Genomic DNA, 13,486 nt, shown 5'->3' on the forward strand with positions numbered 1-13,486 from the left:
ACATGGTTAATAATGAGTGGCGTTCCCGCACGAGTCTGTCAGATGCGGTCGCGCTTTTCCCGGAACTGCTTGCGATCCGTTTCGTCCGTCCACTTCGCGGGGCGTCATCGCGCTCGCTGACCCGCTGCTTCTCATGTTCCGCACTTTGACGGCTGTCGCAAATCTTCACGATTGGCGGCGCGCTTGTCCCAGCGGTCAGCCCGGTCAGTCCGCATCCTCCCCGATAGAGACGAGGGAGGACCAACATGGCGGATACGCGCAATCGCGGCGGCGACGTCGGCCACGCGTTCTTCGGCGGGGCGCTGGCCCTGACCGATCCCGAGGTTGCCGCTGCGATCGACGCCGAACTGGGGCGGCAGCGCGACAAGCTCGAACTGATCGCGTCGGAGAATATCGTGTCGACCGCGGTGCTGCAGGCGCAGGGGTCGGTGCTGACCAACAAATATGCCGAAGGCTATCCCGGCCGTCGCTACTACGGCGGGTGCGAGCATGTCGACGTCACCGAGCAGCTTGCGATCGACCGCGCCTGCCGCCTGTTCGGCGCCAGGTTCGCCAACGTCCAGCCGCATTCGGGCGCGCAGGCGAACATGGCGGTGCAGTTCGCGCTGATGAAACCGGGCGACACGCTGATGGGGATGAGCCTCGCGCATGGCGGGCACCTGACCCATGGCGCGGCGCCGACCTTTTCGGGCAAGTGGTTGAACGCGATCCCTTACGCCGTGCGCCAGGACGATCAGCGCATCGATTATGACGCGGTGGCCGAGCTGGCGCGGGAATATCATCCTCGGCTGATCATCGCCGGTGGCTCGGCCTATCCGCGACAGATCGATTTTGCCCGGTTCCGTGAGATTGCCGACGCCGTCGATGCGCTGCTGATGGTCGACATGGCGCATTTCGCCGGGCTGGTGGCGGGGGGCGCGCATCCCAATCCGCTCGACCATGCGCATGTCGTCACGACGACCACGCACAAGACGCTGCGCGGCCCGCGCGGCGGGATGATCCTGACCAATGACGAGGCGCTGGCCAAGAAGTTCAACGCCGCGATCTTCCCCGGCATCCAGGGCGGGCCTCTGGAACATGTCATCGCGGCCAAGGCGGTCGCGTTCGGCGAGGCGCTGCAACCCGAATTCGGCGACTATGCCCGCCGCGTGGTCGAGAATGCGCGGGCGCTGGCCGCGGTACTGGAGGCGAACGGCCATATGATCGTGTCGGGCGGCACGGACACGCACATCGTGCTGGTCGACTTAAGGCCCAAGAAGCTGACCGGAAAGCGCGCCGAGCACCTGCTCGATGCGGCCGGCATCACCTGCAACAAGAACGGCATCCCGTTCGATCCGGAGAAACCCTTCGTGACGTCTGGCATTCGTCTGGGAAGTGCGGCCCTGACCAGCCGCGGCTTCGATGTTCCGGCTTTTCAGGAAGTCGGTCGCCTGATCAACCGCATCCTCGACGCTGCGTCGGAGGGGGAGGTGCCGGAGGCGCTGATCGACGCGGTGCGCGCCGATGTTCTCGCGCTGTGCGCCCGCTATCCGATCTACGATACGGCGCGCGGCTGATGCAGCGTTATTCCGCATTCTCGCTGTTCCGGCAGGGACTGGGCGGTCACAAGGGGTGGAAGCCGCAATGGCGCAACGCCAGCCCCAAGGCGGCCTATGATGCGATCATCGTTGGTGGCGGCGGGCACGGGCTAGGCGCGGCCTATTATCTCGCCAGCCAGTTCGGCATCCGCAACGTCGCGGTGGTGGAGAAGGGCTGGATCGGCGGCGGCAATACCGGCCGCAACACGACGATCATCCGCTCCAACTATCTCTTCGACGAAAGCGCGGCGCTGTACGACCATGCGTTGAAGATGTGGGAAGGGCTTAGCCAGGAGCTCAACTACAACGTCATGTTCTCGCAACGCGGCGTGATGATGCTGGCGCACAACATCCACGACGTGCAAGTTTTCAAGCGCCACGTCCACGCCAACCGGATCAACGGCGTCGACAATGAATGGCTGACGCCGGAGGAGGCGAAGGCCTTCTGTCCGCCGCTGAACATCGAACGCAACATGCGCTATCCCGTTCTGGGCGCGGCATTGCAGCGGCGCGGCGGCACCGCGCGGCACGATGCCGTCGCCTGGGGCTATGCGCGCGCGGCCGATGCGCTCGGCGTCGACATCATAGAGAATTGCGAAGTCACCGGTATCCGGCGCGACGCATCGGGTGCGGTGTCGGGCGTGGAGACGACGCGCGGCTTCATCGGATCGACGCGCGTCGGCGTGTCGGCGGCGGGGCATACCAGCGTGGTGCTGGGGATGGCCGATGTCCGCCTGCCGCTGGAAAGCTATCCCCTCCAGGCGCTGGTATCGGAGCCGGTTAAACCGGTCTTCCCCTGTGTCGTCATGTCGAACACCATCCACGCCTATATGAGCCAGTCGGACAAGGGCGAGCTGGTGATCGGCGCGGGGACCGACGCCTATACCAGCTATACGCAGCGCGGCGGGCTGCACATCGCGACCCACACGCTGGAGGCGATCTGCGAGCTGTTCCCGCAGTTCCGCCGGATGCGGATGCTGCGCAGCTGGGGCGGGATCGTCGACGTCACCCCCGATCGCTCGCCGATTATCGCCAAGACTCCGGTGCCAGGCCTCTACGTCAATTGCGGCTGGGGCACCGGCGGGTTCAAGGCGACGCCGGGCGCGGCGCACCTGCTGGCGCATACCATGGCGAAGGACGAGCCCCACCCGATCAACGCGCCCTATACGATCGAGCGCTTTCGCGACGGGTTCATGATCGACGAGGCGGCGGCTGCCGCCGTCGCCCACTAAAGAGGCGTAGCGATGCTGCTGATCCCCTGTCCCTATTGCGGCGAGCGGCCCGAGCTGGAGTTCAGCTATGCCGGCGAGGCGCATATCGACCGCCCGGTCCGGCCGGCCGACCTGAACGACGCCGAGTGGACCGCCTATCTCTACACGCGCTCCAACCCGAAGGGCACCCATGCCGAGCGGTGGCGGCACCTGCACGGCTGCGCCCGTTTCTTCAACGCCCTTCGCGACACGCGCAGCGACACGTTCCTCGCGACGTACCAGGTCGGCGAACAGCCCCCGGAGGTGGAGCGCGCATGAAGCCCCCGCATCACCGTATCGCCCGCAGCACCGTGGTCCGCGACGCGACGATCCACTTCACCTTCGATGGCAAACGCTATGCGGGGCAGGAGGGCGACACGCTCGCTTCCGCGCTGCTGGCCAATGGCGTGCATCTGGTCGGGCGGTCGTTCAAATATCACCGGCCGCGCGGCATCCTGGGCGCGGGGGCGGACGAACCCAATGCGCTGGTCGGCATCCGTCGCGACGCGGCGCGCTATACCCCCAATCTGCTGGCGACGCAGGTCGAGCTGTACGACGGGCTGGATGCGGTCAGCCAGAACCGGCACCCCAGCCTCGAGAACGACCGCATGGCGGTCAACGACAAGCTGTTGAGCCGCTTCATTCCGGCGGGCTTCTACTACAAGACGTTCATGTGGCCGAAAAAGGCCTGGGACCGGCTGTACGAGCCGCGCATTCGCGAGGCCGCCGGGCTGGGCATTGCCCCCAGCGTGCCCGATCCCGACCATTATACCCAGCGTTATGCGCATTGCGACGTGCTGGTGATCGGCGGCGGCCCGGCGGGAATCGTGGCGGCCCGGCAGGCGGCGGAGGCGGGCGCTCGGGTGATCCTGTGCGACGATCGCGCGCGGTTCGGCGGGTCGCTGCTGGCGGCGGTCGATACCGTGATCGACGGTCGGGCGGCGGCGGACTGGCTGCACGGGGAACTGGCGGCGCTCGCCGCGCTGCCCAACGTCACGCTGCTGCCCCGCACGATCGCGTTCGGCTATTATCCGCACAACTGGATCGGGCTGACCGAGAAGCTGACCGATCATCTGCCAGCGCCGGCCAGGGGCGCCCCGCGCGAGCGGCTGTGGCAGGTCCGCGCGAAGCAGGTGGTGCTGGCGACCGGCGCGATCGAGCGTCCGCTGGTCTTCCCCGACAACGACCGGCCCGGGATCATGCTGGCGGATGCGGCGCGGACCTATCTTCAGCAATATGGCGTTGCGGTAGGGCGGACGATCGTCATCGTCGGCGCGCACGACAATGCCTATCGCGTCGCGCACGAGATGGCGGCGGCGGGCGTGACGGTCGCGGCAGTCGCTGACATCCGTCCGCGCTCGGCGGCGTCGGACGCGGCATTGCAGGCGGGTCTGCCGGTGGTGACCGATGCGAAGATCGACGGCACGACCGGCGGGCTGCGCGTGGAATCCGTTACCATCACGGCGGATGGTGCGACCCGCCGCCACCGCTGCGACGCGGTGCTGATGGCGGGGGGTTTCACCCCCAGCGTCCACCTCTTCTCGCAATCGCGCGGGAAACTCGCGTGGGACGAGGCAATGCAGGCCTATCTGCCCGACGTATCGGCGGAAGCGGAGCGGTCGGCGGGTGCCTGTCGCGGCCGCTTCGCGCTTGCCGATGCGCTGGCGGATGGCATCGCGGCCGGTCGCGACGCGGTGTCGGCGGCAGGGATCGCGCCGACCGGTTCGGCGGCGGCTCCCGCGGTGAAGGTCCGACACACGTTGGGGACGGGCGGCTATATGGGCGCCGCCCCGACGTCGAGCGACCTGACCAAGGCGAAGGCGTTCGTCGACTGGCAGAACGACGTCACCGCCAAGGATATCCTACTCGCCACGCGCGAAGGGTTCCTGTCGATCGAGCACGTCAAACGCTACACCACGACGGGCATGGCAACCGATCAGGGCAAGCTGTCGAACATCAATGCACTGGGCATTGTGTCGGAGGCGACCGGTCGGTCGATCCCGGAGATCGGGCTGACGACCTTCCGCTCACCCTATACGCCGGTGACGTTCGGTGCGCTGGCCGGCCATGCGCGCGGCGACCTGTTCGACCCGGCGCGGATTACCGCCATCAACGACTGGGCCAAGGAACAGGGCGCGGCGTTCGAGGATGTTGGCAACTGGCGACGTGCGCATTACTTCCCGCGTGCCGGCGAGGACATGCACGCGGCGGTGGCGCGCGAATGCGCCGCCGTGCGTAGCGGCGTCGGCATCTTCGACGCCTCGACGCTCGGCAAGATCGAGGTGGTGGGGCCGGATGCGGCCGAGTTCATGAACCGCTTCTTCGTCAACGCCTGGACTAAGCTGGGCGTCGGCAAGTGCCGCTACGGCGTCTTGCTGCGCGAGGACGGCTTCGTCCTCGACGACGGCGTGGTCGGTCGACTGGCGGCGGATCGCTTCCACGTCACCACCACCACCGGCGGCGCGGCGCGCGTCCTCAACATGATGGAGGATTATCTCCAGACCGAATGGCCGGACCTGAACGTCTGGCTGACCTCGACGACCGAACAATGGTCCGTCATCGCGGTGCAGGGGCCACGCGCGCGCGACGTCCTGGCACCGCTGATCGAGGGGCTCGACGTGTCGGCGGCGGCCTTCCCCCATATGAGCATCGCCGACGCGCGCATCTGCGGCGTGCCTATGCGATTGATGCGCGTCAGCTTCACGGGCGAGCTTGGCTTCGAGGTGAACGTGCCGAGCGGCTATGGCCGGCAGGTCTGGGAAGCGATCTGGGAACGCGGCAAGACCTTCGACATGGTCCCCTATGGCACCGAGACGATGCACGTACTGCGCGCCGAGAAGGGATATATCATCGTCGGTCAGGAAACCGACGGCACGGTCACGCCCGACGATGTCGGCCTCTCCTGGGCGATCGGAAAGGCCAAGCCCGACTTCGTCGGCAAGCGCTCGCTGGCGCGTCCGGCCATGTCAGCACCCGATCGCAAGCAGCTGGTCGGCCTCAGGACGCTGGACGGCCGGACGGTGCTGGAGGAAGGCGCGCAGATCGTGACGCCGTCCGCAGCGAAGACGCCGATCGGCCACGTCACCTCAGCCTATCACAGCCCGGCGATCGACGCACCGATCGCGCTGGCGCTGGTACGCGGCGGCAGGGGCCGGCAGGGCGAGACGTTGCACGTCCCGATGCCCGGCGGACCGGTCCCGGTCGAAGTCGTCGCGCCTGTCTTCTACGATCCGGAAGGGACCCGTATCGATGTCTGATCGCTCTCCCGCATCATCCGTTACGCCCGGCACGGTATCGATCCGCCCCTTGGGCCATTTCGGCCGCGCCGTGCTTCGCTGTCGGGCCGCAATGGTCGATAGCGTGTCCGATCGGCTGGGTATTGCCCTGCCGCGCGAAGCCTGTCGCTCTGTCGTCGATGCCGGGATCAGCGCGTTGTGGCTGGGACCCGACGAATGGTTGCTGTTGTCCGCGAATGCCCCCGATAGCTGGGTGGCGACGCTTCAGACGCAACTGGGCGACGTCCTGTGCTCGCTGGTCGATGTCAGCCACCGGCAGGTCGCATTGGAGATCGTCGACGGCGGGGCGACCGCAGAGACGCTGCTGGCGAGCGGCTGCGCGCTCGACCTGTCGCTTGCCGCGTTTCCCGTCGGGATGTGTACCCGGACGATGTATGACAAGGCGGAGATCGTCCTGTGGCGGCGCGCGGCGGACCGCTTCCATATCGAGGTGTGGCGGTCGTTCGCACGCTATGTCGAGGGGCTGCTGCGCATCGCGGAGACCGAGGCGTAAGCGCGATGCTGGGCGTCCGCGACCTATTCCGCGTCGGCATCGGACCGTCCTCGTCGCATACGGTCGGGCCGATGAAGGCTGCGTACAGCTTTGCGCGCAACCTGCACGGCGTCGTCTTTGCGGGAGTCCGGGTCGATCTGCTGGGGTCGCTGGCATGGACCGGGGCGGGCCACGCGACCGACAAGGCGGTGGTACTCGGCCTTGCCGGCTACCTCCCCGATGCGATCGCGCCCGAACAGATCGACGGGATCGTCGAACAGGCTCGGCGCGAGCGGCGGCTGGTGGTCGCCGGGTGCACCATCGACTTCGATCCCGACGTCAATATCGTATTCGACCGCGTCGGCGCGACGCCGGTCCATCCCAATACCTTGCGATTGTCGGCGTTCGGCCCCGATGGCGACGTCGCGTTCAGCGAACGCTGGTGCTCGATCGGCGGCGGATTCATCGTGCCGGAGGATATGGTCGGCGACACGGCGTTGACCGAGGACGAGGCGCACCCGCCCTTTCCGTTCCGCCGGGCGGCCGAGTTGCTGGCGATCTGTCGCTGTCATGGCCTGACCATCGCCGAAGTGATGCGCGCGAACGAACTGTCGCGTACGTCGGCTGTCGAGATGGAGGCGTATCTCGACCGCGTGATCGAGGTGATGATGACTTGCATCGATCGGGGGATGCACACCGAGGGCATCCTGCCCGGCCGGCTAAAGGTGCCGCGCCGGGCCCACGCGCTGCGTCAGAAGCTGGAGGGCGATCGCTTCCGCAATCGGCAGGCGCCGCATAGCATCATGGACCATGTCAGCCTGTTCGCGATCGCGGTGAATGAGGAGAATGCGGCGGGCGGTCGCGTCGTGACTGCCCCGACCAACGGCGCGGCGGGGGTCATTCCGGCGGTGCTGCGCTATTACCGGGATTTTTGGCCGGGCGCGGACCGGGCGGGGATGCACGACTTCCTGCTGACCGCCAGCGCGATCGGCGTGCTGACCAAGCTCAACGCCTCCATTTCCGGCGCGGAGGTCGGGTGCCAGGGCGAGGTCGGCACCGCCAGCGCGATGGCCGCCGCCGGCCTCGCCGCGGCGATGGGCGCGACCGATCCTCAGGTGGAGAACGCCGCCGAGATCGCGATGGAACATCATCTCGGCATGACCTGCGATCCGATCGCCGGGCTGGTGCAGGTGCCCTGTATCGAGCGCAATGCGTTCGGCGCGGTGAAGGCGATCAACGCCGCCTCGCTGGCCCTGCGCGGCGACGGGACGCATATCGTATCGCTCGATCAGGTCATCGAAACGATGATGCGCACCGGCACCGACATGCACGCCAAGTATAAGGAAACGTCGCAAGGCGGGCTGGCCGTCAGCTTTCCGGAATGTTGAAGGGCGGATCATGACCGAAGACGAACTCTTTGCCGAACTCGACAGGGCCGGGATCGTTGTCGAGAAACTCGAGCATCCGCCGGTCTTTACCGTCGACGAAAGCGCCGCGATCCACGCCGCGCTACCGGCCGCGCATACCAAGAACCTGTTCCTGAAGGACAAGTACCGGAAGTTATGGCTGATCGTCTTGCCAAGCGACCGCCGCGCCGATCTGAAGGCCTATGCGGAACTGCTGGGTGCAGGCAAATTTTCGTTCGGCAAGGCGGAAGAGATGGCGGCGGTGCTGGGGGTGACGCCCGGTGCGGTCACGCCGCTGGCCATCGCGAACACCGCGCCGGGCGCGGTATCGCTGGTGTTCGATGCCGCGTTCGAGCGGAGCGAGCGGATCGCGGTGCATCCGCTGCGCAACAGCGCGACGGTCGCATTGTCCTTTGCTGCTCTGGTAGCGTGGCTGGAAGAACGCGGGCATGCGGTGCGTGTCGTCGCGCTGCCCTGACGGACTGCCGCCGGGGAAACCGATTCGTCCGGAGCGCAAAGATTCGGCCCTGCTGCATCGCAACGATGACAATTTTATCACAGCGTTCGTTCTGCATCCGAAATATGTCGGTGATGACGCATTCGTGACGGCCCCATGTCGCAGTCCTGATGGTCCGGGCGGCAGCCGCCATGCTCTTCTTCATGCCAAGCCGAGTGCCTGACGATCGATCAGAGCCGGGCAACCAAAGATCACAAGCAGGGGAAACATGCACCTTTCGGCCGGGCCATGCGGGCAACGGCAGTAATGTATCGATAAACAGGGGACCGAACGGGGTGAACAGGTTCGTCATCAATCCACCGGTATTCTACGGTTCGGTTGGCGTCATCGCGGTCCTGCTGGGTGTAGGGGCGTTGCTGCCGCACCAAGCTGAAGCGATCCTGTCGAGGGTAGAGGCGAGCATCCTGGCCGAGCTCGGCTGGTTCTACCTGCTTGCCGTCGGCGTCTTTCTCTTGTCGGTGACCATCCTTGCCTTCAGCCGGTTCGGCGACCTGAAGCTCGGTCCCGACGATTGCGTCCCCGATTTCCGCTTTGCCTCGTGGGTCGCGATGCTGTTCGCCGCGGGCAAGGGCATCGGGCTAATGTATTACGGCGTCGCCGAGCCGATCATGCATGACGTGCTGCCGCCCGATGCCGTGGCGCGGTCGATCGCGGCGCAGCAGGATGCGATGAGCATCACCTTCTTCCACTGGGGCATCCATGCCTGGTCGATCTACTCGGTCGTGGGCCTGTCGCTCGGCTATTTCGGCTATCGCTACAATCTGCCGCTGACGATCCGGTCGGGCCTGTACCCGATCCTGAAGCAGCGCATCCACGGCCGGATCGGGGATGCAGTCGACATCTTCGCGATCTGCTGCACCGTCTTCGGCCTTGCGACGTCGCTCGGTCTCGGCGTGCAGCAGGTCAATGGCGGGCTCAACTATCTGGTCGGCGTGCCGATGAACGTCGGGGTGCAGGTGTTGCTGATCGTCGTCATCTCGACGATCGCGACGCTGTCGGTGCTGTCGGGGTTGGGCAAGGGGATCAAGCGGCTCAGCGAGCTCAACATCCTGCTCGCCATCGGGCTCATGCTGTTCGTGCTGGTCGCCGGACCGACGATCGTGCTGATGCGCGATCTCGTCGAAAATATCGGCCTGTATCTCACGACGTTCGTACCCCGCACCTTCAACGTCTATGCCTATGCGCCCAACGCCTGGATCAACGCGTGGACGCTGTTCTACTGGGCATGGTGGATGTCGTGGGCGCCGTTCGTCGGCATGTTCATCGCGCGCATCTCGCGCGGGCGGAAGGTGCGGGAGTTCATTCTCGCGGTGCTGCTGCTGCCGACGATCTTCACCTTCGTATGGATGACGGTTTTCGGCAACACGGCACTGTACCTCGATCACGGCGTCGCCGACGGCGCGCTGTCGGCGGCGGTCCGCGATAATGTCTCGATCGCGTTGTTCAAGTTCTTCGACTATCTGCCCTTTTCCAGCGCCACCACCGCGCTCGCCGTGTTCATGATCGGCATCTTCTTCATCTCCTCGCAAAGCTCCGGATCGCTGGTGATGGACATTATCGCGTCGGGCGGAAAGACGGTGACGACCTCCGCGCAGCGGCTGTTCTGGTGCGTGCTGGAAGCGCTGGTCACGATCATTCTGCTGTTGGCAGGGGGCCTTGCTGCGTTGAAGGCGGCGACGATCATCGCCGCGCTACCCTTCGCGATCGTGATGCTGACCCTGGTCTACGGCCTGTTCCGCGGGATGCGCGCCGACATGGCGCAATATGCCTTGAACGGCCGGGCGGTAGCGGGGCATGCCCGACCGGCCGCCGGCCGGTCGTGGCAGGCGCGGCTGAGCTTCGCGCTGCAAACGCCGACCGCCGGAGAAGTACGCGGCTTCCTCGCCGATACCGCGTTGCCGGCATTGCAGGCGGTCGCGGACGAACTGAGCGCCCGTGGCCGGCCGGCCGGCGTTCGCCAGGACGAGGACAGCGCCTGGCTGGAGTCGCCGACCCCGGGTCAGCGCTGTTTCGTTTACGGCGTCCGGGTAACGGCCCGTCCGCGTGCGACATTATCGGCAGCAGATGCGATCGCGATCGAGGACCGGTTCGAGGCGCGCACCTTCTTCGCCTGTGGCGGTCAGGGCTACGACATTCTCGGGCTCTGCCAGGATCAGGTCATCGCCGACGTGCTCGTACAGTTCGAGCGTCACCTTGCCCTGTCGCGATCCCCCGACGCGCTGCTGGTGTCGCAAGCGCCCGATCATGCCCCGGACGTCCGGCAGCAGTGAGCGGCGCCGGAACGGGCAGGTCGCACTATTGCCAAGGATAGCCAGTCCATAAGCTGGTTAATGTAACGGCGCCGCCAATGTTCGGGCCGAGCGTAACACCGATAAATATAACAATAGACAATCGCGCCGGAGGAAAGATGGGATGGCCAGGTAACCTAGCCGTCTGGTTTCATTGAGGGAGGCGGGAATGAAGAGGGATCGTAATCTATCGTGTATGCGTAGCCTTTACGCGACATCTGCATTGACGATAGTCGTGCTGGGTGGGCAGCCGGCATGGGCGCAGGTCGCCGCGGACGGCTCCGCCGCGCTGGCGGTAGAGGGCGGGGCGGCAACGCCCGCTGCGTCCACAGGCGATGAGGTCGGCAAGCAAACCACCGCCGCGACGGCGGGTTCGCAGGACGGCATCGAAGAGATCGTCGTCACCGCAACCAAGCGCAACGAAAGCATCCAGCGCGTGCCGGTGTCGGTTCAGGCGCTCGATACGAAGGCTTTGAGCAATCTGAACATCACCAGCTTCGACGATTATGTGAAGTATCTGCCGAGCGTCCGTTCCGGCGGCCGAGGCCCCGGTCAGAACGACGTGTATATTCGTGGCCAGGCCACCGACGCGGTCACGGTGCTGCTGTCGGGGGCGCAGGGTTCCGAACCGAACGTCGCGATGTATCTCGACGAGCAGCCCGTGACGTCACCGGGCCGGAACCTCGATGTCTATGTGACCGACATGGCGCGGATCGAGGTGCTGCCCGGACCGCAAGGTTCGCTGTTCGGTGCCAGTTCGATGGCCGGCACAGTGCGGCTAATCACGAACAAGCCCGACATGAGCGGGTTGAGCGCCAGCGTGACCGGCACCGCCGAGTTCACCAAGAGCGGCGACATGAGCAACGCCGTCGAGGGCTTCGTCAACGTGCCGCTGGCGGACAATCTGGCAGTGCGCGGCGTGTTCTATTCGGCGCACCGGGGCGGCTATATCGACAACGTTCCCGGCACCTATACGCCAAGCCCAGCCGTCAACAGTGCGCTGCCCTCGGCACCGGGGACGACCTACGAGACCGCCAACAACAGCAACCTCGTCCAGAAGAACTTCAACGATGCCAGCTATCGCGGCGTGCGCCTCAGCGCGGCGTACAAGGTGTCTTCCGATCTCGACATCCTCGTCACACATGCGCGGCAGGTTCTCGATACAGACGGCGTGTTCGACTATGATCCGAAGGTCGGCGATCTGGAGGTGACGCGCTTCTTCCCCGACTTCCTGCGCGACAAGTTCAGTCAGACCGCCTGGACCGTCAACGGCCGGCTGAAGGGTCTCGATCTCGTCTATACCGGCGCATTCCTCGATAGAAAGATCGCGCAGGCGGTCGACTATACTGGTTACACCAATACCGGTGCATTCGCCGCCTACTACACTTGCACCTATACGACGCCGCGTCGCTGTCTCGATCCGGTCAAGGGGTATAACGGCAACCAGCGCATCCGGCGTTTCACGCAGGAGGCGCGCCTTTCGACGCCGCAGGACCTGCGTGTTCGCTTGACGGCCGGCCTGTTCTACGACCGCACGAAGCTCGAGGCGCTCGACGACTATGTGTATGAGGCGACCCCGCAACTCGGTTTCGCGCGCAACGCGCCGATTACGGCTGCACGCAACATCGATCCCGGCACGCGGCCTGCCGGTGTCGCCTTCTTCAACGACATCACCCGTATCGGTGAGCAGAAGGCGATTTATGGCGAGGCCGCGTTCGATATCGTTCCCGGGAAGCTGATCCTCAGCGGCGGCGGGCGGTATTATTGGCAGACGACGGAATTCTACGGTTCGTCGAACTTCGCCAATCTCGGCACCGATTCCACGGTTCCCGGTGCCGGTGGCCGCATCTACAACCGCCCGAAGCTGCGGGAAAAGGGCTTCGTTCCCAAGGCGACGTTGACGTTCAAGCCCACGGCGCGGCTGCTCTTCTACGCTACTTATTCCGAAGGATTCCGCCCGGGCGGGTTCAATCGTGGCGGCGGGGCACCATCGTTCAATCCGGCCTATCCGACGGTTCCGGTCAACTATGTCTCCGACAGCGTCAAGAACTATGAACTCGGGTTCAAGACGGACCTGTTCGATCGCAAGGTCCGCTTCAACGGCAGCTTCTATCGGGTCGACTGGAGGAATATCCAGGTGTCGCGCCTCGATACCGTCAACGTGTCTAACCTGACTTTCATCGACAATGCGGCGAATGCACGCATCAACGGCTTCGAAGGCGATCTGACGGTCAAGCTCGCGCCGCCGCTGACGCTGTTCAGCGCGGTATCATACAATGACGCGAAGCTGACCGGTACGCAGTCGACTGTGATCGAACTGGCCCCGGTCGGCAGCCAGTTGCCGCTGACGCCGAAGATCCAGGGCAATGTCCGCTTGCGCTATGACGGCTTGCTGGAGGGGGACCGAAGCTGGTTTGCCCAGGTCGGAACGCAACTGGCCGCGCACAGCTACAACTCGCTCGCTTCGGCGCTGCGGGTCCGGCAAGACGGGTACAGCACGTTCGACGCCAGCGGCGGCTTCGTCGTCGGCAAGTATCGCTTCGAAATCTATGGCGAGAACCTGACCGATACGCGGGCGCAACTATTCTACAACAACCAGGACCAGATTCCGCGGATCACGACCAACCGGCCGCGGACCATCGGGTTGAAGGTCACGGTAGACATGTAACGATGGCGGCGC

The 13,486-nt window shown here is 65.4% G+C and carries 9 protein-coding genes; all 9 read left to right on the plus strand.

The annotated features are described in order from the left end of the window. Positions 1–245: 245 nt before the first annotated feature. Entirely contained in the window at positions 246–1,556 is a 1,311-nt protein-coding gene (glyA, locus tag AAIO73_RS06205; protein ID WP_345876862.1) for a serine hydroxymethyltransferase, read from the plus strand. Further along, positions 1,556–2,809 carry a sarcosine oxidase subunit beta family protein gene (locus tag AAIO73_RS06210; protein WP_345876863.1) on the plus strand — a complete coding sequence of 418 codons (1,254 nt, stop codon included), beginning with the start codon at positions 1,556–1,558 and terminating at the stop codon, positions 2,807–2,809. The genes glyA and AAIO73_RS06210 overlap by 1 nt, the downstream gene beginning before the upstream one ends. Before the next feature lie 12 nt (positions 2,810–2,821). Next, positions 2,822–3,106 (plus strand): sarcosine oxidase subunit delta, encoded by a 285-nt coding sequence (locus AAIO73_RS06215; RefSeq protein WP_345876864.1) that lies wholly within the window; start codon positions 2,822–2,824, stop codon positions 3,104–3,106. Then, positions 3,103–6,084 carry a sarcosine oxidase subunit alpha family protein gene (locus AAIO73_RS06220; RefSeq protein WP_345876865.1) on the plus strand — a complete coding sequence of 994 codons (2,982 nt, stop codon included), beginning with the start codon at positions 3,103–3,105 and terminating at the stop codon, positions 6,082–6,084. The genes AAIO73_RS06215 and AAIO73_RS06220 overlap by 4 nt, the downstream gene beginning before the upstream one ends. After that, positions 6,077–6,616, plus strand: a complete 540-nt coding sequence (locus AAIO73_RS06225; RefSeq protein ID WP_345876866.1) for a sarcosine oxidase subunit gamma — start codon at positions 6,077–6,079, stop codon at positions 6,614–6,616. Before AAIO73_RS06220 ends, AAIO73_RS06225 begins: the two co-directional genes overlap by 8 nt. A 5-nt stretch (positions 6,617–6,621) precedes the next feature. Next, a complete protein-coding gene (locus tag AAIO73_RS06230) occupies positions 6,622–7,983 on the plus strand; it encodes an L-serine ammonia-lyase (protein WP_345876867.1) in 1,362 nt (453 codons plus the stop codon). 10 nt (positions 7,984–7,993) lie between these two features. Further along, positions 7,994–8,479: a prolyl-tRNA synthetase associated domain-containing protein gene (locus tag AAIO73_RS06235; RefSeq protein WP_345876868.1), complete on the plus strand. Its 486-nt coding sequence runs from the start codon at positions 7,994–7,996 to the stop codon at positions 8,477–8,479. 314 nt (positions 8,480–8,793) lie between these two features. After that, a complete protein-coding gene (locus AAIO73_RS06240; protein ID WP_345876869.1) occupies positions 8,794–10,788 on the plus strand; it encodes a BCCT family transporter in 1,995 nt (664 codons plus the stop codon). 214 nt (positions 10,789–11,002) lie between these two features. Then, the gene (locus AAIO73_RS06245) at positions 11,003–13,474 is read left to right on the plus strand and encodes a TonB-dependent receptor (RefSeq protein WP_345876870.1); all 2,472 of its coding nucleotides are present in this window, start codon (positions 11,003–11,005) and stop codon (positions 13,472–13,474) included. Positions 13,475–13,486: the final 12 nt, after the last annotated feature.

The organism is Sphingomonas epibiotica (genome assembly GCF_039615155.1).
In the GTDB taxonomy this organism is placed as follows: domain Bacteria; phylum Pseudomonadota; class Alphaproteobacteria; order Sphingomonadales; family Sphingomonadaceae; genus Sphingomonas.

Excerpts from the sequence above, each read along its gene's own strand:
- glyA (WP_345876862.1), top strand. The coding sequence starts at position 246 with ATGGCGGATACGCGCAATCGCGGCGGCGACGTCGGCCACGCGTTCTTC.
- AAIO73_RS06210 (WP_345876863.1), top strand. The coding sequence starts at position 1,556 with ATGCAGCGTTATTCCGCATTCTCGCTGTTCCGGCAGGGACTGGGCGGT.
- AAIO73_RS06215 (WP_345876864.1), top strand. The coding sequence starts at position 2,822 with ATGCTGCTGATCCCCTGTCCCTATTGCGGCGAGCGGCCCGAGCTGGAG.
- AAIO73_RS06220 (WP_345876865.1), top strand. The coding sequence starts at position 3,103 with ATGAAGCCCCCGCATCACCGTATCGCCCGCAGCACCGTGGTCCGCGAC.
- AAIO73_RS06225 (WP_345876866.1), top strand. The coding sequence starts at position 6,077 with ATGTCTGATCGCTCTCCCGCATCATCCGTTACGCCCGGCACGGTATCG.
- AAIO73_RS06230 (WP_345876867.1), top strand. The coding sequence starts at position 6,622 with ATGCTGGGCGTCCGCGACCTATTCCGCGTCGGCATCGGACCGTCCTCG.
- AAIO73_RS06235 (WP_345876868.1), top strand. The coding sequence starts at position 7,994 with ATGACCGAAGACGAACTCTTTGCCGAACTCGACAGGGCCGGGATCGTT.
- AAIO73_RS06245 (WP_345876870.1), top strand. The coding sequence starts at position 11,003 with ATGCGTAGCCTTTACGCGACATCTGCATTGACGATAGTCGTGCTGGGT.